At 42.6% G+C, this 20167-nt stretch carries 18 protein-coding genes; 7 read left to right on the top strand and 11 right to left on the bottom strand.

The window, feature by feature from the left end:
* Nucleotides 1-547: 547 nt before the first annotated feature.
* From FGL37_RS03715 to sucC, 3 genes are all read right to left on the bottom strand, one after another.
* Entirely contained in the window at nucleotides 548-1168 is a 621-nt protein-coding gene (locus FGL37_RS03715; RefSeq protein WP_028072555.1) for an L-threonylcarbamoyladenylate synthase, read from the bottom strand.
* 115 nt (nucleotides 1169-1283) lie between these two features.
* A complete protein-coding gene (asnS, locus tag FGL37_RS03710) occupies nucleotides 1284-2729 on the bottom strand; it encodes an asparagine--tRNA ligase (RefSeq protein ID WP_028072556.1) in 1446 nt (481 codons plus the stop codon).
* Between the two features lie 201 nt (nucleotides 2730-2930).
* Nucleotides 2931-4124 carry an ADP-forming succinate--CoA ligase subunit beta gene (sucC, locus tag FGL37_RS03705; protein ID WP_028072557.1) on the bottom strand — a complete coding sequence of 398 codons (1194 nt, stop codon included), beginning with the start codon at nucleotides 4122-4124 and terminating at the stop codon, nucleotides 2931-2933.
* Nucleotides 4125-4285: 161 nt separating this feature from the next.
* On the opposite strand from sucC, the gene FGL37_RS03700 reads away from it, so the two are divergent.
* The 4 genes from FGL37_RS03700 (at nucleotide 4286) to FGL37_RS03685 (ending at nucleotide 7189) form a co-directional block, all read left to right on the top strand.
* Nucleotides 4286-4939 (top strand): ABC transporter ATP-binding protein, encoded by a 654-nt coding sequence (locus FGL37_RS03700; protein WP_028072558.1) that lies wholly within the window; start codon nucleotides 4286-4288, stop codon nucleotides 4937-4939.
* A gap of 33 nt (nucleotides 4940-4972) precedes the next feature.
* On the top strand, nucleotides 4973-5455 hold the full coding sequence (locus FGL37_RS03695) for a hypothetical protein (protein ID WP_028072559.1): 483 nt from the start codon (nucleotides 4973-4975) through the stop codon (nucleotides 5453-5455).
* Between the two features lie 71 nt (nucleotides 5456-5526).
* The gene (locus FGL37_RS03690; RefSeq protein ID WP_051607387.1) at nucleotides 5527-6057 is read left to right on the top strand and encodes an HAD family hydrolase; all 531 of its coding nucleotides are present in this window, start codon (nucleotides 5527-5529) and stop codon (nucleotides 6055-6057) included.
* Nucleotides 6058-6184: 127 nt separating this feature from the next.
* Nucleotides 6185-7189 carry a LacI family DNA-binding transcriptional regulator gene (locus FGL37_RS03685; protein WP_028072560.1) on the top strand — a complete coding sequence of 335 codons (1005 nt, stop codon included), beginning with the start codon at nucleotides 6185-6187 and terminating at the stop codon, nucleotides 7187-7189.
* Nucleotides 7190-7259: 70 nt separating this feature from the next.
* On the opposite strand, the gene lpdA (FGL37_RS03680) is transcribed toward FGL37_RS03685, so the two are convergent.
* Complete coding sequence (gene lpdA / locus FGL37_RS03680) at nucleotides 7260-8648, bottom strand: dihydrolipoyl dehydrogenase (RefSeq protein WP_037534757.1); 1389 nt, start codon at nucleotides 8646-8648, stop codon at nucleotides 7260-7262.
* A 244-nt stretch (nucleotides 8649-8892) separates the two neighbouring features.
* Here lpdA (FGL37_RS03680) and FGL37_RS03675 point away from each other — a divergent pair, with 244 nt between their 5' ends.
* Nucleotides 8893-9192, top strand: a complete 300-nt coding sequence (locus FGL37_RS03675; protein ID WP_028072562.1) for a DUF3817 domain-containing protein — start codon at nucleotides 8893-8895, stop codon at nucleotides 9190-9192.
* Nucleotides 9193-9238: 46 nt separating this feature from the next.
* On the opposite strand, the gene FGL37_RS03670 is transcribed toward FGL37_RS03675, so the two are convergent.
* From FGL37_RS03670 to FGL37_RS03640, 7 genes are all read right to left on the bottom strand, one after another.
* Nucleotides 9239-9643 (bottom strand): acyl-CoA thioesterase, encoded by a 405-nt coding sequence (locus tag FGL37_RS03670; RefSeq protein WP_028072563.1) that lies wholly within the window; start codon nucleotides 9641-9643, stop codon nucleotides 9239-9241.
* A 69-nt stretch (nucleotides 9644-9712) separates the two neighbouring features.
* Complete coding sequence (gene lpdA, locus FGL37_RS03665) at nucleotides 9713-11119, bottom strand: dihydrolipoyl dehydrogenase (protein ID WP_028072564.1); 1407 nt, start codon at nucleotides 11117-11119, stop codon at nucleotides 9713-9715.
* Nucleotides 11120-11259: 140 nt separating this feature from the next.
* Nucleotides 11260-11793 (bottom strand): plastocyanin/azurin family copper-binding protein, encoded by a 534-nt coding sequence (locus FGL37_RS03660; protein ID WP_028072565.1) that lies wholly within the window; start codon nucleotides 11791-11793, stop codon nucleotides 11260-11262.
* 142 nt (nucleotides 11794-11935) lie between these two features.
* Entirely contained in the window at nucleotides 11936-13537 is a 1602-nt protein-coding gene (locus FGL37_RS03655; protein ID WP_028072566.1) for a hybrid sensor histidine kinase/response regulator, read from the bottom strand.
* Nucleotides 13538-13559: 22 nt separating this feature from the next.
* Complete coding sequence (locus tag FGL37_RS03650) at nucleotides 13560-14120, bottom strand: chemotaxis protein CheB (protein ID WP_028072567.1); 561 nt, start codon at nucleotides 14118-14120, stop codon at nucleotides 13560-13562.
* 2 nt (nucleotides 14121-14122) lie between these two features.
* Nucleotides 14123-14932 (bottom strand): CheR family methyltransferase, encoded by an 810-nt coding sequence (locus FGL37_RS03645; RefSeq protein WP_028072568.1) that lies wholly within the window; start codon nucleotides 14930-14932, stop codon nucleotides 14123-14125.
* Between the two features lie 17 nt (nucleotides 14933-14949).
* Nucleotides 14950-18369, bottom strand: a complete 3420-nt coding sequence (locus FGL37_RS03640) for a hybrid sensor histidine kinase/response regulator (RefSeq protein ID WP_028072569.1) — start codon at nucleotides 18367-18369, stop codon at nucleotides 14950-14952.
* Nucleotides 18370-18933: 564 nt separating this feature from the next.
* Here FGL37_RS03640 and FGL37_RS03635 point away from each other — a divergent pair.
* Together FGL37_RS03635 and FGL37_RS03630 are read left to right on the top strand one after the other, a co-directional pair.
* Complete coding sequence (locus FGL37_RS03635) at nucleotides 18934-19452, top strand: KdsC family phosphatase (protein WP_037534706.1); 519 nt, start codon at nucleotides 18934-18936, stop codon at nucleotides 19450-19452.
* Nucleotides 19453-19454: 2 nt separating this feature from the next.
* Entirely contained in the window at nucleotides 19455-20033 is a 579-nt protein-coding gene (locus FGL37_RS03630; RefSeq protein WP_028072571.1) for a Maf family protein, read from the top strand.
* The last annotated feature ends 134 nt before the right edge of the window (nucleotides 20034-20167 follow it).

Raw genomic sequence — 20167 nt, 5'->3', positions numbered from 1 at the left:
CCCGATGTTAAACCAATTACTTCAGCATCTATTTCCTGTACCGGATTCCATAGCTACGAAATTTTTTAAAAACTTCGAACGGATAACGTTGAAACGTGGCGATTTTCTGATTAAAGAGGCTGATTATTCCTCCAGCTTGTTTGTCATAGAATCTGGTTTGGTACGTCAGTATGCATGGAGTGAAAAAGGGGGGAACAGCTCATGGATTTGAACTTTTCAATTTGGCTATTAAACGACGTGTTGAAAATGAGAACGGGTTTTCAACAGTACAGTGTTAATATAGTCGAATTATGCACATTTATTCGGGAGAGTGTACATTGAACGATTTGTGTTATTCACATTTTTGTGTGAATAACTAAAGAGTTTTGCACATTTTTCCTCTACAGCGCCTTCTGATTTTAACGTTATTCACATTTGCGTGTGAATAAATATGAGATGCAGTTACACTTATCCACATTATGGATGTGGATAAGTGCTTGTTGTTGTGAATAAGTCAGCTTGGATAGATAGAAATTTGGCCAATGTTGGAAGAAGGTATTAAGCCCTATTAGAGATACTGTTCTAAGTCACCTTTTCCTTCACGGATAATCTCGAAGTCACCGTCGGTGACATCCACAACGGTAGAGGCTACGTTATCTCCATAACCGCCATCGATGACTGCATCCACGAGATCTTGGTATTTCTCATGGATCAATTCCGGATCTGTTGAATATTCTATGATTTCATCCTCGTCATGGATGGAGGCTGTAACAATCGGGTTGCCCAGCTGTTTCACAATCTCACGGACGATATTATTGTCCGGCACCCGGATACCAACAGTTTTCTTTTTTGAACTTAGCAGTTTCGGAACCTTGGTCGTTGCATTAAAGATAAAGGTAAAAGGTCCTGGAAGTGCTTTTTTCAATACCCGAAATACCGTCGTGTCGAAAGATTTTGTGTACTGCGAAATATCCGTCAGGTCATAGCAGATAAAGGACAGATTGGCTTTCTCCGGTTTTAGGCCTCTAATCTCACAAACGCGTTCGATGGCTTTCTGTTGAGTGATGTCGCAGCCAATTCCGTAGACCGTATCGGTGGGATAAATGATCACGCCACCGCGCCGGAGAATTTCGACCGCCTGTGCAATGGCTTTTGGATTAGGGTTATCGTTATATATTTTGATCAGCATGTTGGATAATTGTATAGCGTTTTAACCATACCTCCTCCAGCCAGAGTGGCGGGGGAGTCTATATCTGATAAAAGAACAACAGCCAAAATATTTTGTTTTGGCTGTTGTTCTTTTGTTAAAATTCTGCGTTTTTCGGTGTGCGCGGAAAAGGTATAACATCGCGGATATTTGTCATTCCTGTTGTAAATAGGACGAGCCGTTCGAAGCCTACACCAAATCCTGAATGCGGCACGGAACCAAACCGGCGGGTATCCAGAAACCATTCCATTTCTTCGGCTGGGATACCTACCTCGGCCATGCGTTCCAACAAACGGTCCAGGTTTTCTTCGCGTTGTGAGCCGCCAACCATTTCGCCGATTCCGGGGAATAGGATGTCCATTGCACGGACGGTTTTACGCCCTTGCGCATCGGGCTCGTTTTGTTTCATATAAAATGACTTGATCTCCCGCGGATAATCCGTAAGGATTACCGGCTTCTTGAAATGCTTTTCAACGAGATAACGTTCGTGTTCCGATTGAAGGTCAGCCCCCCAGTCATCAATTAAATACTTAAACTGCTTCTTCTGGTTCGGTTTGCTACGCTTTAATATATCAATGGCCTCTGTATAGGTTACACGTTCGAAATCGTTTTCCAGCACGAAGTTGAGCTTTTCGACCAAGTTCAATTCCGAACGTTCTGCAGCCGGTTTTGATTTTTCCTCTTCCAATAAGCGATTTTTTAAGAACTCAATTTCCTCCGGACATGTTTCGAGTGCATATTTGATGACGTATTTTAACAATGCTTCGGCAAGGTCCATGTTGTCTTCTAATTCGTAGAAGGCCATTTCAGGTTCGATCATCCAAAATTCCGCCAGGTGTCTGGTGGTGTTCGAGTTTTCCGCGCGGAATGTGGGGCCGAACGTATAAATATTGCCAAAGGCCAGAGCGCCCAGTTCACCTTCCAATTGGCCGGATACCGTTAGATTAGTGGATTTGCCAAAGAAGTCCTCTTTGAAATCGATAGCTCCATCCGCAGTTCGTGGCGGATTATTGAGATCCAAGGTAGTCACCTGAAACATTTCACCGGCGCCTTCTGCATCCGAACCCGTGATAATAGGGGTATGCATATATACAAAATCATTTTCCTGAAAAAATCTGTGTACTGCAAAGGCCAAAGCATTGCGGACCTTGAATACTGCGTTGAATGTCCCTGTACGGAAGCGCAGGTGTGCAATTTCGCGAAGGAATTCCAAGCTATGTTTCTTCGGCTGTAAGGGATATTTTTCAGGGTCTGAATCGCCAATGATACTGACTTCAGAAGCTTTTACTTCTACTTTCTGTCCTTTACCCAGTGATTCTACCAGCTGACCTTTGACACGTACCGCAGCTCCAGTCGTGATACGTTTCAAAACATCCTCAGGTGTATTTTCAAAGTCGACTACTGCTTGAATATTATTGATAGACGAACCGTCATTGATTGCTATAAATTGATTGTTACGGAAAGTTCTTACCCAACCTTTAACAACGACCTCTTTGCCAAATTCTGTGGCATTCAATAATTCTTTTATTCTTGTGTGTTCCATTTTAGTTTTGGAGAATGACTTGTAAAAGATGCTTTTGTAAGCAACAAAAATAAGCTATTTTCTTGGCTTATTGACTATAAATTTGAGATATTCATGTGCAAGGATCCCCGCTCTGAGGCTCTAATGGAAGCAAGCGGAACTGGCCATAAAAAAACGCGGGCCAGTCTGGCCCGCGTTTATGTTTTATAAGGATGGAAAGAATTAACCTTTCAACACTTTAGTCACCAATTCGGCTGCTTCTTTCAATAGGATCGCCGAATAAACCTGAAGGCCAGACTCATCGATTAATTTTTTGGCTTCTTCGGCATTTGTACCTTGAAGACGAACGATGATAGGCACAGGGATATTGCCGATTTCGTTGTAAGCATCGATTACACCTTGCGCAACACGGTCGCAACGAACGATACCACCGAAGATATTGATTAAGATGGCTTTCACGTTAGGGTCTTTTAAAATGATGTTGAAACCAGCTTTTACAGTTTCTGCATTTGCTGTACCACCAACATCAAGGAAGTTGGCAGGCTCGCCACCAGCTAATTTGATGATGTCCATCGTAGCCATGGCTAGACCCGCACCATTCACCATACAACCCACGTTACCATCTAATTTCACGTAGTTCAGGTTTGACTCTCCAGCTTCAACTTCTGTTGGATCTTCTTCAGTGACGTCGCGCATAGCCGCGTAATCAGGATGACGGTACAAAGCGTTCTCGTCAAGATTTACTTTCGCATCAACTGCTAAAATCTTGTCGTCTGAAGTTTTTAATACCGGATTGATCTCAAACATCGAAGAGTCAGTCGCTTCATATGCTTTGTAAAGTGCAGCAACAAATTTTACCATTTCTTTGTGTGCGGCACCAGAAAGTCCAAGATTGAAAGCAATCTTACGTGCTTGGAATCCCTGTAACCCTACTTTAGGATCGATTTCTTCTTTGAAAATCAAGTGCGGTGTTTTCTCTGCAACTTCTTCGATGTCCATACCACCTTCTGTCGAGTACATAACAATGTTACGTCCTTTTGCACGGTCCAATAATACAGACATGTAGAATTCTTTGGTTTCACTTTCACCTGGGTAGTAAACGTCTTGAGCGATCAAAACTTTGTTTACTTTTTTACCCTCAGGTCCAGTTTGAGGCGTTACCAATTGCATTCCAATGATGTCAGTTGCTTTTTGTTTGACTTCATCCAAGTTTTTAGCCAACTTGACACCACCACCTTTACCACGGCCACCAGCGTGAATTTGAGCTTTGACAACAACCCAGTCAGAATTGTAGTCTTCTTTCATTTTTTTAGCCGCTTCCACAGCCTGCTCTGGCGTATCTGCTACGATACCTTCCTGTACGCGCACACCAAAGCTCTTTAGTATTTGTTTTCCTTGATATTCGTGAATGTTCATTTGCAAAATATTTGGCGTAAAAATATAATTTTTTGGGGGATAAGACAAGGAATAAATTGTTCTTTTATCTATTTTTTGACAATTCCGGTATAAAGAAGAAGTGCATCAGGAGTTTTTATTGAAACTCCTGATATCGTAAATTTATTTATCTTTGCCCTATGATGTTACATGCCAAAGGAATTCACAAAGCATACGGTTCATTACCTATTCTCAAAGGTGTTGATATCGCTGTTGAAAGAGGTGAAATCGTCAGTATTGTGGGGGCTTCGGGAGCTGGCAAAAGCACCTTGCTGCATATTATCGGTACGCTGGACAAGCCCGATCAGGGATCTATATCTATTCATGGCGTGGATGTTCAGAAACTGCGGGCAAAGAAATTGAGCGCTTTTCGAAACGAACATATCGGTTTTGTCTTTCAGTTTCATCACCTGCTACCAGAGTTTACTGCGTTGGAAAATGTATGCATTCCAGCATTTATCCATGGACAGGGACGGGCAGAGGCTGAAACGAGAGCTAAAGAGCTGCTGGATCTCCTGGGGGTTTCGCATCGTATTGACCATAAGCCTGCTGCGATGTCGGGAGGTGAGCAGCAACGGGTGTCTGTCGCCCGCGCACTGATGAACAATCCGTCAATTATTTTGGCGGACGAACCTTCAGGTAATCTGGACTCAGAAAACGCGGCCGCACTGCACCAGCTATTTTTTGACCTGCGTAATCAATTCCAGCAGACCTTCATCATTGTAACACATAATGAAGAACTGGCACGTATATCTGACCGCACCATTCATATGCGTGATGGGCTGGTGGTGGAGTAATGTACAGAGTAAAAAAAAGAATAGCATCTCTTAATGAAAAAAATATTAATCACCTTTGGCACCAGGCCTTTGGCCATGCGTGTTGCCAAAAGACTAGCTCAAGATTTTGAGATTTTGTATGCGAGTTCTGAGGAGATTCCGGAGTTGCTCCTAAGATCGGGAAAGTATTTCCGTATTCCAAAAGGGTTGCAGCCCACGTTTGCCCATGAGCTTCTTAAGTTGAGTCTGGACAAGCAGGTCGACTATGTGCTGCCATTGGGTGGTTTTGAACTGGAGCCATTGGCTGAAGCGAAAATGCTGTTTGAAGAATACCAGATCTCGCTTCTCGTCCCGGATAAAGATAAACTGGCGGATATCCCGCTGATGGAAAATCCACCGGCTGAACTGCCATACGTGCTGCTCAATAAAGGAGAAGACGTATTTGCAGCCGGGCATTATGAACAGACGCTTGATGGTCTGTTTGTGACCTCAGATTCGGGACAAGATTATGCGCTGGCCTGTGTGTCCAAGTCGTAAATTGTACAGCTGTCGCGCTGCGGCAGACATCTACATTTTGCATATAATTAATAATAGTACGCTATCAATAAATGATATTTCCGAAAGAAAAGAAAGTATATGTCTTTGAATTAGACGATGTTATTTTTCCTAAGAAAGACTATCTGCTGCAGGTTTATTATCTTTTTGCCAATTTTATCGAATTCACAGAGACCTTCCCACCTCAAGGTGAGCTGGTTGAATTTATGAAAAATCATCTGGAGACGCAAGGTGAGCAGCTCCTGTTTGAGCGTACACAAGAGGCATTTGCGTTTGATAAGAAATACAAGGAGAATTTTGAGCGGCTGCATGTGAACGCCGTGCTGCCGTTGCGGCTTCATCTATTCGATCACATCGTCACCTTATTTTCCCAACTGAGAAACGAGGGTAAGCAGATCTGTATTCTCACGAAGGGAAATCCCTTGGAACAATTGAATAAAGTGAAATTTGTGGACTGGGGTGAATTTGCTGATATGATCAAGGTTTATTTTAAGGATGAACTTCTCTTCCGTCAAATAGATCCGCTGGAATATCTGGCAGACGAATTTTCCGTGGAACCAGCTGCAATACAATTTGTGGACTAGCTTTGCAGTGACTATCTTTGTGTCATCTACCAGCTGGATGTTGTTGTTGAACATACACCCGTATATTATTGAAAAAAATTATGATTAGGGATTTAAAAGCCCTATTTTTATAGAAAGCCCTTGGATTATGAATAAAGTGAATAAGCCCGCTACGATTAAGGAAATTGCCAAGAAGCTGAAAATCAGTCCTTCCACGGTATCTAGAGCATTGAATGATCATCCAAGTATTGGATTGGTGACGACAATGCGGGTCAAAAAAATGGCTGAGGAACTGAATTATGAGCCCAATCAGACAGCAATTTTCTTTAAACAGCGCAAGACATTCACCATCGCTGTGATCTTGCCGAGTTTATCGGAACCATTTTTTTCTTTTGCCATCAGTGAAATAGAAAATGTAGCATCGGCACATCAATATACCGTATTGATGGGGCAGTCTCTGGATGATCCAGACCGGGAGGAGCAGATCCTGAAAACATTTAAAAACCATCGTGTTGATGGTATTTTGATGTCTATCGGCAAGAAAACGACGAATCTGGAATTTATCGAGAAGCTGGAATCATCCGGTATTCCGGTTGTTTTCTTCGATTGCGTCCCCAGTTTACCGCATATCAACAAAGTGCAGAGCGATCTGTCTACAGGCATGAACGAAGCCGTGGACGCATTTGTGGCACGTGGACACAAGGTTATTGCACTGGTGAACGGCCCCAGAACTTTACCGGCGAGTGAGGACCGGAAAATCGCCTATCTGTCGGCAATGAAAAGGAATGGCATGGAAATCCTCGAAAAGAATATTATTGAGACAGATTTGAGTACAGAGGGAAACGAGAAAGCCATGGAGTGTATCTTTGCAATGCCTGAGCGGCCTTCCGCAATTATTTCTTTTAATGATTTCGTCACCTTGGATCTCATGAAGGTAGCACGTCATAGGGGCCTGGTTTTAAATCAGGACATTTTCTTTATCAGCTATGCAAATTATCCGTTGTGGCAATATATGGAAAACCCGCCAATGGGGCGTATTGAGCAATTTCCGGGAATGCAGGCCCGCAAAGCTGCTGAAATTTTGTTTGAACGTATCGAAAGTCCCGACGCTGCCGATCAACAGATCGTCTTTAAATCCCGCTTGGTGATGTAAACGGATATATGTATACAAACAAAAAAAGGCAAATCGTCGATTTGCCTTTTTTTGTTTGTATAGCGTGCTCTTACAAATGAATTACTTCACCATAAGCGTCAGCACATGCCTCCATTATTGCTTCACTCATCGTTGGATGCGGGTGTATTGATTTGATCATTTCGTGGCCGGTGGTTTCCAGTTTGCGTGCTACGACAACCTCTGCAATCATTTCGGTCACATTGGCGCCAATCAGGTGTGCACCCAAAAATTCACCATATTTGGCATCGAAGATAACCTTGACAAATCCGTCTTTTGCTCCGGCTGCTGAAGCTTTTCCAGAGGCGGAGAACGGAAATTTTCCAACTTTGATCTCGTAGCCAGCTTCTTTAGCAGCTTTTTCGGTATATCCTACAGAAGCAATTTCTGGGGAGCAATAAGTACATCCCGGAATGTTGTTGTAATCGATAGGCTCTACATGCAAACCTTTAATTTTTTCAACACAAGTAATACCTTCTGCCGAGGCTACGTGAGCTAATGCCTGTCCTTTGACAATGTCACCGATGGCATATACGCCTTCGATGTTTGTTTTGTAAAAATCATCCACAACAACACGGCCGCGGTCTGTTTTGACACCAACCTCTTCCAGCCCCAGATTTTCAATATTAGGGGTGATACCCACCGCAGACAAGACGACCTCGGCTTCGATCACTTCAATACCTTTTTCGGTTTTGATGGAAACTTTGCTCAGCTCGCCAGCAGTGTCAACGGATTGCACCTCTGATTTGGTTAGGATGTTGATACCCTGTTTCTTTAAATTTTTTTCTAACTGTTTTGAAATTTCTTCGTCTTCAACAGGAACAATTCTATCCATAAATTCAACGATAGTAACCTGTGTTCCGATGGCATTGTAAAAGTAAGCAAATTCAACACCGATTGCTCCTGAACCAACAACAACCAAAGATTTAGGCTGTTTAGGAAGTGTCATTGCCTGACGGTAGCCGATGATTTTTTTGCCATCTTGTGGTAGGTTCGGTAACTCACGTGAACGGGCTCCCGTCGCTAGAATGGTATGCTTAGCCGCATATTCTTTAGTAGAACCGTCTGCACCTTTGACTTCGATTTTACCGCCTTTTTTAATTTTAGCAGTTCCGGTGATGACATCGATTTTATTCTTTTTCATCAAGAACTGGATTCCTTTACTCATTCCTTCAGCAACGCCGCGGCTTCTTTTGACAATAGCTTCAAAATCAGCTTCACCACCTTGAACATTGATGCCATAATCTGCGGCATGGTTTAAATATTCAAATACTTGAGCACTTTTTAATAATGCTTTTGTAGGGATACAGCCCCAGTTTAGACAGATTCCGCCTAATGATTCGCGTTCGATAATTGCTGTCTTGAACCCTAACTGAGCGGCTCTAATGGCAGCAACATACCCGCCTGGACCACTACCGATTACAATGATGTCGTAATTCATATAAATAAATATTCTGTAGTTGAGTGTTATAGCTTCAAATACCAAGTATGTGAACCTTATATTCATTCAAAAGTACATAATTTTTCTGATGAAAATGAACTATTTATTGTAAAATTGGCGGTTTTTAATAAAACGCTGTCGTTGTAGGGAAGACAATGTCACGCGTTGGTAAAAGGGGAAAAAATAAATAAGACATCCGTCTGAGAGTCTTATTTTTGACATTCACAATTCACAGTTTATCATTATGTTAAGAATATTTAGACAAATTGCGCTGTGGGAGGCTATTTCCACGATTTGCTTGTTTTTTATAGCCATGCCCTTGAAGTATTTCGCTGGGATTCCCGAAGCGGTTAAGATTGCAGGATCCATTCATGGTTTTTTTGTCGTGATATTCGTCGTGATGCTTATCATGTCCACTATCGAGTACAAATGGCCGGTGCTGAAAGCCGTCAAGTATTTTTTGGCATCGTTGGTTCCTGTCCTCGGCTTTTGGGTTGAATTGGATCTTAAGAAGGAGATTGAGGGAAAGAGACAGAAGTCTTAATGGTTTATAAAGAGATTATGAGTATCTTAAAGACAGGAGAGATGGCTTATTCATCTCTTCCTGTTTTCTCGATGCCCATATAAGCGTAGGTAATACTGTCCTTCCCATGAGGTGTCGGGTTCCCGTCTTCGTCCAGATTGACGAACACCAACTTTTCAATAGAGAGAATTGTTTTTCTGGAGATTTTATTTCTCACCTCACAGCGCATGGTCAATGACGTGGTGCCGAAGTTGGTGGCTTCGATGCCTAATTCCAGAATATCCCCTTGTTTTGCCGAACTCACAAAGTTGATTTCGGAGATAAACTTGGTGACTACTTTTGGATTGCCCAGCTGCACAATCGCATAGATGACTGCCTCTTCGTCTATCCAACGTAATAGTGTTCCTCCGAACAAGGTGCCATTGGGGTTAAGGTCTTCAGGTTTAACCCATTTTCGCGTATAAAAATTCATTTCGGTATATAGGTATTTATAACAAAGGGGAAAAGTTTCCTTTTCCCCTTTTGATGTTTGATTTAACAATTATGCATGTATTGCTCTGTTCGCTGTAGCTGCTAATGCGGCTTCTTTCAGCGCTTCGGTATAGGTTGGGTGTGCGTGACAAATACGTGCGATATCTTCCGCTGAAGCCCGGTATTCCATGGCTACGGTGGCTTCGCCGATCATATCAGCAGCTCGCGGACCGATCATATGTACGCCCAGGACTTCGTCTGTAGCCGCATCGGCCAGTACCTTTACAAAACCATCCGTATCGCCGGAAGCTTTTGCACGGCCGGACGCTTTGAAAGAGAAAGAACCGGCTTTATATTTTACGCCTGCTTCTTTCAGTTGTTCTTCAGTCTTGCCTACAGAAGCAACTTCAGGCCATGTATATACCACACCCGGAATTAAGTTGTAGTCTATATGTGGTTTCTGGCCGGCGATATATTCTGCAACATATACGCCTTCGTCTTCTGCTTTGTGCGCGAGCATTGCACCTGTGATCACATCACCAATTGCAAAGACGCCTTGCACAGGTGTTTCCAAGTGCTCGTTGACCGGAATTTTCTTGCCTCTCTCTTCTAACGTGATACCGATATTTTCCAAGCCCAGGCCTTCCGAGTAAGCTGTACGTCCTACAGCTACGATACAGTAGTCTCCCTCGAGCGTGATTTCTTGTCCTTTTGGATCTTCCGCAGTCACTTTTACAGTTTTACCTTTGGCCGAAGCACCGGTGACCTTATGTCCTAGATAGAATTCCATGCCTAATGACTTTTTGAGGACACGTTGTAATTCTTTGCCTAAGCCTCCATCCATAGTACCAATGATGGATTTTGCAAATTCTACGACAGAAACTTTTGAGCCCAGACGTGCATATACGGAACCTAGTTCCAGTCCGATCACACCGCCACCGATGACGATAAGGTGTTTGGGTACTTCTTTTAAATTAAGTGCTTCTGTGGAGGTAATGATTCTCTTTTTGTCCACAGGCAGAAACGGCAATGACGTTGGTTTCGAGCCGGTTGCGATAATTACATTTTTACCGGTGATCTGCTCGGTTGTACCGTCAGCTTTTGTTATCTTAATGGTGTTTTTGTCTACAAATGAACCTACACCCTGGAAACTGTCAATTTTGTTTTTCTTAAATAAGAAAGTGATACCAGCCGTGTTCTGGGCAATAACATCGTCTTTGCGGGCGATCATTTTTGCCATGTCTACTTTTAGGTCTTTTAAGCTGATGCCGAAGGCATCAAAATTGTGGGCAGCATTGTGGTAATGCTCTGAGGAGTCTAAAAGCGCTTTTGAAGGAATACATCCAACGTTGAGACAAGTACCACCAAATGTGCTATATTTTTCAATAACAGCTGTTTTTAATCCTAATTGGGCACAACGGATAGCTCCTACATATCCGCCTGGACCACTTCCGATTACAATTACGTCGTATTGCATTGATTACGTTTTAATTTTTTGTAGTACAAATTTAATGATTATTAATGGGATAGGAAATCAAAACTTACGATTTGTACCCAGAGGGAAGTGCTGAAGCATAAAAAAAGGATATTCAAACCCTGAATATCCTTTTCTATATTTTATTCTGCGACGATTTTTCCTTGCATCACACCGTAGTGACCAGGGAAACTACAGATAAAAGGATAGACCCCTTTTTCGAGGGTGAATGTGATTTTATCCGTTTCGCCGGGACCTAACAATTTGGTATGGGAAACTATCGAAGATAAAGCTGATTTAGGGATATATTCGTCCGCTGCTGCCGCAGCTGCCTCTGCTCCGAAAGTGGGTAGGTCAACACCGGGCTTCAGAATAACTACATTATGTCCCATGGATTCTTTTGGCATGGTTCCCGCATTTTTGAAGGTTAACTCCACTGGTTCGCCAGCTTTCACACGGAATAGATCCTTATCGAACTTCATTTGGTCATTACCTTCTAAAGACAAGCTGTTCGAAATAGCAACATTTTCAATTCCGGGAACAGTCTCTGCTGCTTGGTTTTCTGTTGAAGTTGTTGTTTCTGTACTTGTTGACTTGTCAGATTTCTCTGCGTTTCCGCCACATGATGCAATCGACAAAGCAACTGCAACCGCTGGTATCACAAAAAATTTTTTCATTAGAATAATTTGTTTTTAATGGCAATGAAGCTGCCGCGAACTCCGTCATTCGAGCTTTTACCCGGACGGAGGTTCATGACGGATTCATCATTGTGTTTTATAATTCTTTAAAAATAGTGATTTCATTGATATTTAGAAATTATCATTTCAATTTTGACAATAAAGTATCAATTGTTTTGTGTAATTTGATGGGATCGAAAGGTTTTCCTACAACTTCGTTAGCACCAGCATCTAAGGCTTCTTGTTGTTCGGCCTGTAATACCGAAGCAGAAATAGAGATAATAGGCATGTTTGCGATCGAAGGACTGCTGTGTTTACGGATTTCTTTGATGGCCTCAAAGCCACTCATCAGAGGCATATGGGCATCCATAAAGACCAGGTCTATGGCACGTTGGTTGATTTCCTCGAGCGCAATCTGCCCATTCGTTGCCAGTACGATTTCGCAGTTCCAGCTCTTCAGGATGTTGGCTAACATAAAACTATTCAATTCGTTGTCTTCCGCGATCAGAATGACAGGTGAATTAAATTTAGGTAATTCCGTATAAAGCACTTGGGTTTCTTTTTCTAGGGGTTTATCTTCTATTTTATCAAAAGTACATTCAAAGGAAAATGTGCTTCCACTGCCGTATGTGCTGGATGCAAATACTTTGCCGTTCAACAGGGCTGCGATGCGCTTGACAATAGCCAGCCCGAGTCCTGTGCCACCAAATTTTTTGGTGATGCTATCTTCACCTTGTTCAAAGGCAATAAATATTTTTTCCAAAGCCTCTTCTGCGATCCCTATACCAGTATCAATGACCTGAAACTGCAGGCTGATCTGCTGTTTGGTTTCATCGAGCAGGCTGATTTTTAGCGCTACGGAACCTGTAGAGGTAAATTTAAAGCTGTTGGATATAAAATTGGATAGAATTTGCTTCAGCCGAAGAGGATCTGTCAAAAAATAGCTGTTGATCCGTTCATCTATGTCAATGGAAAAATGTAAACCTTTAAAAATTGCCTTATCTATAAACAGGTTGTTGAGGTCATCGGTAATATCGTGCACCGATGTAGATTCCATATTGAGCTTCATCATGCCAGAATCGACCTTGGAGAGGTCCAGAATGTCATTGATAATATTCAATAAGTTCTGAGATGCTGAATCAAGCTTATTGATCCAGTTTTCCTGTTCGGCTGTGAGCTGTGAATTTTTCAACATTTGTGTGATCCCCATGATACCGTTGATCGGCGTGCGGATCTCATGGCTCATGTTGGCCAGGAAGGTCTCTTTTGATTTTCTGGCCAGTTCAGCCTCTTCTTTTGCCTTCAGGATAGCTTGTTTGGATTCTTCCAGTTCTATATTTTTCGCTTTAATTTCCTGTTGTATGAGCAGTTGCCGCACAAAAGATTTGACTTTTGCGACGGTCGCTTCGGGATTCAGCGGTTTATAGAGATAGTCTACAGCACCACTGTTGAGCCCCTGGATCAGGTATTTGTCCTCCTTAGAGATGGCGGTGACCATGATAGGGATAATGTGGTTCGTCTTGGGGTTTTTCTTAAGAAAGGACACGAATTCGAAACCATTGATTTCGGGCATCTGTACATCAACCAGTGCCAGATCGATCTGTTCTTTCCAGCATATTTTCAAGGCTTCGTTGGGATCGGTGCTGCTAATTATATTTACATATTCGATATCTTCCAGCAAAGCTGTGAGACTGATGATATTTTCGATTTTATCATCGACGATCAATATCTTAATCTTCTTCATTATATCAAAATCTAAATACAAGTTAGGTGAATTGCTCAATGTAGTTTTTTATGGCTTCTATACTCAGGATTTTATCGTGCGCATGGAGCTGTATAGCTGCCTCGGGCATCATGGGGACTTCTGCTGTATCCGGATCCTGCACATAGGTTGTGCCGCCATATTGTTTGATCACTAATAGCCCTGCCGCGCCGTCCTGATTGGCCCCTGAGAACAAAATTGCGGTGCAGTTCTCTTTATATATTTCGGCAGCGGATTCAAATGTCACATCAATCGATGGTCTGGAATATTGGACCGGTTCGGAGATGTCCAACGAAAAGCTATAATCAGGCTCAATGAGCAGGTGGTATCCAGCAGGTGCAAAATAGATCGTTCCATCTTCAATGCTCTCCTTGTCATCCGCTGTTTTTATGCGTTGTACCAAGGCTTTCGACAACGTCTCCTCAATGCTTGAAGCATATTTAGGATTGCGGTGTACGATGACGACTACAGGGACCTGTATAGGTCGTTCCAAAGCTTTTAGAATATTTAAGATAACGCTAAAACCGCCTGCAGATCCTGCCAATAAGAGAATTTTCCGTTCCATGGCTAACCGATTTTTTGGTAAATGTTGTATTTTTTATTCACAACTTTAAATTTAGCCGCATTTTTGTAGTTGATTAATGACTCTTTCGATCCAAGGCATAGAAAACCGAGATGACAGAGAGAATGGTAAAACAGATCCAGGACTTTTGATTGAAGTTCAGTATCGAAATAAATCAGTACGTTCCGGCAGCTGACGACCTGAAACTCATTGAATACACCGTCTGATACGAGGCTATGCTGTGAAAAAAGTATATTTTTTTTTAGACTGTTATGAATAGTCGCTGCATTGTACATGGCGGTATAATAATCCGAGAGGGAGCTTTTTGGTTCTGTTTTAATAAAATTTTCTGAGTACTCTTTTACTTTTGCCAGGGAGTAGATACCCCTTTTGGCTTTATCCAGCACTTTCGAATTGATATCCGTTCCGTAAATAAATGCGCGTTCGTACAAGCCCGCTTCCTTCAATAGAATGGCCAGGGAATAGACTTCTTCGCCTGTTGAGCATCCGGCACTCCAGAGCTTAATATGCGGGTATGTAGCCAGGTAGGGAAACACCTCTGCTTTTAAGGCTTTATAGAACTCGGGATCCCTGAACATCTCCGTGACATTGACGGTAATTTCCTGTAAGAAGTAGGTGCTATATCCCGGTTTATTGATCAAGTTGGATTTTAATTCCAGCAGATTCAGCTTATTGAGTTCCATTATTCTGGCTACTCGTCTTTTGAGCGAGGACCGTGTATAGCCTGACACATCAAAACCATGAAGGTTTTTGAGCACATCAATTATTTCCTCCAGCTCTTCGAATGTTAACATTATTGCCATTTTACTGCTTAACTCAACCATACACGCATTAAAGAAATCAGTTTATCTACATCGACGGGTTTGCTGATGTAGTCGTTAGCGCCGACAGCTATGGTCTTTTCCCGGTCGCCTTTCATAGCTTTGGCGGTTACCGCTATGATCGGCAGGTTTGCGAAGCGCTTGTTGGCCCGTATGTTTTCAATTGCTTCATAACCGTCCATAACCGGCATCATAATATCCATTAAGACGAGGTCTATGTGTTCGTTTCGCTCCAGGATATCGAGTGCTTCCTGTCCATTATTTGCGATCTCAACATTGATTTCATATCCTTCAAATACGGTGCTCAACGCAAAGATATTACGCATATCGTCATCTGCCAGCAACACTGTCTTGTTCGCCAGATTATTTTCGGCCAGCACCGATGAGCCGGGGGTAGATGGACTGTATGCTTTTTTGTTGCTCCGGATGTTATTTAAAAATAAATTCACTTCGTCTATTAAGCGGTTGTTGGACTTAGCTGATTTTAACACCATAGCCTGGCTATGCTGCACAATTTCTGAAGTCTGTTCGGGACTTAGCTCCATCGCTGTATTAATAATGATCGGCAGCTCCTTGTACTGGCTATTGGACTTGATTTCGTTGAGCAGTTCGATCCCTGGCCTGTCAGGCAAATTAAGATCCATAATGATGCAGTCAAATATCTTTTCCTGAGACAGAAGATCCAGCGCCTGCTGGGCGTCATAAGCCTGAAATATCTGTATATGCTGCTCCTCAAGGGATTGTTTTATAAAATCACTTTGAATTTCCTGGTCTTCCACCAAGAGGATTTTTTTCAGGGGATGACTAGTGGAGGCTTTGATCTTCTGGAAGGTCTCGGCCAGGGACTCTTCCGATACTGGTTTAGACATAAAACTGATGGCACCGGCGGATATAGGTTCATCATGGAGGAAGGTCCCCGCTGACATCATGTGAACGGGAATATCCTTGGTTGCCGTAGTCTTCTTCAGATTGCGCAACACTTCCCAGCCATCCATTTTAGGCAGCATGATATCCAGAATGATTGCTGCAGGCAGAAGGTTCTGGGCTTTGTTGAGCCCATCTTGTCCATCGTAGCTGAGGTAGACATCATAGCCGTTCTGAATGGCATAATCTTTTAAGATGTCCGCAAAGATGAAATCATCTTCAATGATCAGCAATCTGTTGTTTTTGTTTGCAGCATCAGCGTAAGTGGCGTTGTCTTCCCCAATTTTTGGGGATATTACAGGAGTAATGGGCGATTGCTTGTCCACTGTGGTGGATACAGCGTTTTGGGTATCCAAAAGTAATGGAAGGGCAAAGACAAAGGTACTTCCTTCGCCCACTTTGCTGTGGAGTGTAATTTTGCCCTTCAGAAGATTTGCTATTTCGCGGCATATCGACAGGCCGAGCCCTGTGCCACCATATTTGCGGCTTGTAGAGCCATCTTCTTGTTTAAAGGCATCAAAGATCAGTTCCTGTTTGTCCGGAGCTATACCAATTCCGGTGTCGCTAACCGTAAAATAAAGATGTTCTTTGTCAGCTGCTATCTTGAGCGATACGGTACCGTTCTCGCCCGTAAATTTGAACGCATTTGACAGGAGATTCTTGAGCACTTGCTGTATACGTTGTTCGTCACTGACGAATTCTTGCGGTGTACTTTCCTCGAGCTGTAATTCGAACCGGATATGTTTCGATTCGGCAGTGTCGTGAAAAAAGTCCCGGATATAGCTGATCAGATCACCGGTGTTGATGGGTTCGTTCTGTATTTCAACTTTTCCGGATTCTATTTTGGCTAAATCCAGCAGTTCATTAATGAGGTGAAGCAAGTCAGAACCGGCGCTATGGATGACAGATGCGTATTTAATCTGATCCTCATGTAAATTTTGCTTTTTATTGTCCTGCAGCAGTTTGGCCAGAATAAGGATACTATTGAGGGGAGTCCGCAGTTCATGGCTCATATTGGCCATAAATTCCGATTTGTATTTGCTGGATAGTTCTACTTCTTCGATCTTTTGGGCGACAGCCAGCCGTGCCTTTCCCAGATCTTCATTTTGAGAAAATAGCAGTTTGGCCTTCTCATCCAGCTCATTGTTTGTCTGGATAAGCTCTTCCTGTTGTACCCGCAATTCCTCCTCCGAGGCTTCCAGCAGATGGGTTTTATGGATCAGCTCCTCATTGGTTGTCCTTAACTCTTCTTGCTGCGCTTCAAGCTCTTCTGTCTGCTGCTGAAGTTCTTCGTAAAGTTCGGCAAGCTTGCCATGAGTCTGAGCTACTTTTAGAGTGACCGCAACATTGTCTTTCACCTTATCCAGGAATTTGAGCCGAAGCTGTTCCTCTTTTTCGCCAACGATCGGACAGCAGATTTCCATCACTGCGACACAATGACCTTCATAAGTAAAAGGGATGATATAGATTTCGGCCTCGATTCTGCTGGACAAAGAAGTTTCCAGAAGCAGATGGCTATGGTCGATGTCTTTGATTTTTACGACCAGGTTTTTGCAGGCCACATCACCTAAGATGCCATCGTTTTCCTTGAAGGTCTGTTTGAGCTGCTGCGAAGATGAAATACCGACTTTGTGCGATAGCTGGTATTCCTGATAATTGTCATCAAATACATAGACGGTACCACCTAGCGCCTTGGTCGTACGGATAATAGCTTCCAAGCTGATTGTCGCAATTTTTTTGTCTGTATAATCGCCACGTAGCTGCTCGTCGATATGGTTGATGGCATTCAGGATCCAGTTGTCGCTATTGGTCTGATCCTGCAGTGTGCGCAGTTGATCATTGGATTCCTTCTGACTTTTAACGGTCGCCCTTAGTACTTTGGAAATGGAAGAGATCTTGGCCAAAATAAAGAAAAATCCGCTTAATCCGATCGCAATAAACAAGTAAGTAATGTTCTGGGCAAGCTGAAGACTGTTGGCGGATTTCTCCAGTAAATTAGCCCTTTGGGCGAGAAGATCTTTGGAGAGTATATCAATCTGATTAAAAATGGCTGTTTTTTGGACACTAATCCGCTTAGAAAGATCTTCATTGTGCGCGATCTCGTACATATCTTGCTCAAAATCATAGAATGCCCTTATTTCCTTGCGGAGTAAGGCTATCTGCTGCGCCGGGAATGTATAAAACCCATCGTCGGTGTCAAATGCGTTCAACAGCTCATCATTACGCCTAAGGTCTTGCTGATAGGGAGTAAAGAGCGCGGTGTTCTTTTTTATACAATAGTTAAGTTTGGCGTCATTGACATTATCCACGTTTGTTCTGATCCGGTTAATAAGAGCAAACCGCTCTTCGGCAATCCGGACAATCGTACGTTCATTATCCAATATATGATGCAGAGAGATAAAAAAGCACAACGCGGAAATAAAAATTAGTGAAAAAGAAATCACTACTCCGATGGTAATCTGCTTTTTATAGTTTTTTTGATCCATGCAAGAATGCGTTTAATGTTCATTTTTCTGCGGGTAGTTGCCGTTATCACACCGGGAAAAAGATGTATGTAAAATAACGAAAAAACTTACTATTCCTAAAATACAGAAAAATACAAGATAGTCAGGTGCAAACGTGAAATACTTAAAAAACAAAACCCTGATGATGGGCACCAGGGTTTGTTACTAACCAATTATAAACCTAAATTATGAAAAGACTTCCTAAAGAGCTCCTAAAATTAACTTTAGTTGCTGTATTTTTTTGCCTGAAAACCAGAATGATTGTTTTATTAATCTTATATATGCTTTTAAAATAAATGTGCTTAAAAGCGTTCTGTTAGTGTTTTCATAGCGAGATAACCTTTAATTATCTTCTACAAAGATACAGTAAATAGTCCTTTCCTTCCAAATGTTTTTAACAATAAGTTGCTAATACAACTATGTTGTGACATATAAATGATATTTGGCGTATTTAAATAAAAATATGACCGTCAACGTTTCGTCTCTGTAAGAGCCGACAGTCGGATTATTGGTCGAAATCCCTTACTTTTACAAAAATATATTTTGATGGTATTGACAGAATTTAAACAGATAAAAGGGTTTGTACTGGATGTGGACGGTGTTTTGACGGATGGAACAGTGCAGGTAAACGAAAGCGGGGAGCAGTTGCGTACCTTTAATATCAAAGATGGTTACGCGATGCAGCTGGCCATTAAGCAAGGTTACCCTATTTTTATTATTACCGGCGGAGCTTCCCGTGGTGTTGAACATCGTTTAAAGGGCCTTGGCGTCCGTGAAGTTCATTTAAAGGTAGCTGACAAGCTGACGAGGTTGAGGGAGCTTGCAGATGTATATCAGTTAGAATTGAGTCAGCTGATGTATATCGGAGATGATATTCCGGACTTCAGTTGCATGCGTTCTGTGGGGCTTGCTGTCTCTCCGGCCGACGCTGTCGAGGACATTAAGAAAATTTCGCATTATGTATCGGCATTGAAAGGCGGGAAAGGCGTTGTGCGCGAGTTGATCGAGAAAGTTTTGAAGCTACAGGGCAACTGGTATGAGGATGAAATGATAAAGAGTATATAGGTATGTTAGCGAATTTAAAAAATGTGCCGGTTATTCTAGGCTCCCAATCGCCAAGGCGAAAACAGTTATTAGCAGGTTTGGGCTTTCCGTTTGAGGTCGAAGTGAGAGAAACAGATGAATATGTGGATCCTGCGCTTACGCCTCAAGAAGCTGTCCGTCACATTGCCTTGCAAAAATTGAAGGCTTTTGCGGACCGGTCGGACAGCCTGGTGATCTGCGCAGACACGGTTGTTGTTTCGGCTGCGGGGGAGATTCTGGGTAAGCCCAAAAGCAGGGACGAGGCCGAACGGACGCTGTGGAGTCTGTCCGCCGATAAGCATCTGGTCATGACGGCAGTGGCGATCCAATGGAAAGGTAGTGTCCATTCTTTTGTGGAGACGACAACAGTTCACTTCTATCCGCTGGATTCGGAAGAAATAAGCTACTATGTATCAAATTTTTCACCGTTGGACAAAGCGGGATCCTATGGTATCCAGGAATGGATCGGCTTGATCGGAATCGCGAAAATAGAGGGGGAATACAACAATGTGGTGGGCTTGCCAACAGCTAAGCTCTACCAGGAATTAAAAGGTTTAACATAGAAAAAGCGGCTGTATAGCCGCTTTTTTTGAAAACAATTTGTGTTATCGATTCCCTTTTTCATATAGGAATCGATGCACGCTCTATGGTATCTTTAACGGAGAGGACATGTACTAATTTTGCCAGCTGTCGATTA

Source organism: Sphingobacterium thalpophilum, from assembly GCF_901482695.1.
Lineage (GTDB): Bacteria > Bacteroidota > Bacteroidia > Sphingobacteriales > Sphingobacteriaceae > Sphingobacterium > Sphingobacterium thalpophilum.
This window is presented reverse-complemented; position numbering and strand designations above follow the sequence as displayed.

Excerpts from the sequence above, each read along its gene's own strand:
- FGL37_RS03715 (WP_028072555.1), bottom strand. The coding sequence starts at position 1,168 with ATGCTGATCAAAATATATAACGATAACCCTAATCCAAAAGCCATTGCA.
- FGL37_RS03700 (WP_028072558.1), top strand. The coding sequence starts at position 4,286 with ATGTTACATGCCAAAGGAATTCACAAAGCATACGGTTCATTACCTATT.
- FGL37_RS03675 (WP_028072562.1), top strand. The coding sequence starts at position 8,893 with ATGTTAAGAATATTTAGACAAATTGCGCTGTGGGAGGCTATTTCCACG.
- lpdA (WP_028072564.1), bottom strand. The coding sequence starts at position 11,119 with ATGCAATACGACGTAATTGTAATCGGAAGTGGTCCAGGCGGATATGTA.
- lpdA (WP_037534757.1), bottom strand. The coding sequence starts at position 8,648 with ATGAATTACGACATCATTGTAATCGGTAGTGGTCCAGGCGGGTATGTT.
- FGL37_RS03695 (WP_028072559.1), top strand. The coding sequence starts at position 4,973 with ATGAAAAAAATATTAATCACCTTTGGCACCAGGCCTTTGGCCATGCGT.
- FGL37_RS03645 (WP_028072568.1), bottom strand. The coding sequence starts at position 14,932 with ATGTTAACATTCGAAGAGCTGGAGGAAATAATTGATGTGCTCAAAAAC.
- FGL37_RS03655 (WP_028072566.1), bottom strand. The coding sequence starts at position 13,537 with ATGAAGAAGATTAAGATATTGATCGTCGATGATAAAATCGAAAATATC.
- FGL37_RS03685 (WP_028072560.1), top strand. The coding sequence starts at position 6,185 with ATGAATAAAGTGAATAAGCCCGCTACGATTAAGGAAATTGCCAAGAAG.
- FGL37_RS03640 (WP_028072569.1), bottom strand. The coding sequence starts at position 18,369 with ATGGATCAAAAAAACTATAAAAAGCAGATTACCATCGGAGTAGTGATT.
- FGL37_RS03635 (WP_037534706.1), top strand. The coding sequence starts at position 18,934 with ATGGTATTGACAGAATTTAAACAGATAAAAGGGTTTGTACTGGATGTG.
- FGL37_RS03690 (WP_051607387.1), top strand. The coding sequence starts at position 5,527 with ATGATATTTCCGAAAGAAAAGAAAGTATATGTCTTTGAATTAGACGAT.
- sucC (WP_028072557.1), bottom strand. The coding sequence starts at position 4,124 with ATGAACATTCACGAATATCAAGGAAAACAAATACTAAAGAGCTTTGGT.
- FGL37_RS03630 (WP_028072571.1), top strand. The coding sequence starts at position 19,455 with ATGTTAGCGAATTTAAAAAATGTGCCGGTTATTCTAGGCTCCCAATCG.
- FGL37_RS03670 (WP_028072563.1), bottom strand. The coding sequence starts at position 9,643 with ATGAATTTTTATACGCGAAAATGGGTTAAACCTGAAGACCTTAACCCC.
- FGL37_RS03650 (WP_028072567.1), bottom strand. The coding sequence starts at position 14,120 with ATGGAACGGAAAATTCTCTTATTGGCAGGATCTGCAGGCGGTTTTAGC.
- asnS (WP_028072556.1), bottom strand. The coding sequence starts at position 2,729 with ATGGAACACACAAGAATAAAAGAATTATTGAATGCCACAGAATTTGGC.
- FGL37_RS03660 (WP_028072565.1), bottom strand. The coding sequence starts at position 11,793 with ATGAAAAAATTTTTTGTGATACCAGCGGTTGCAGTTGCTTTGTCGATT.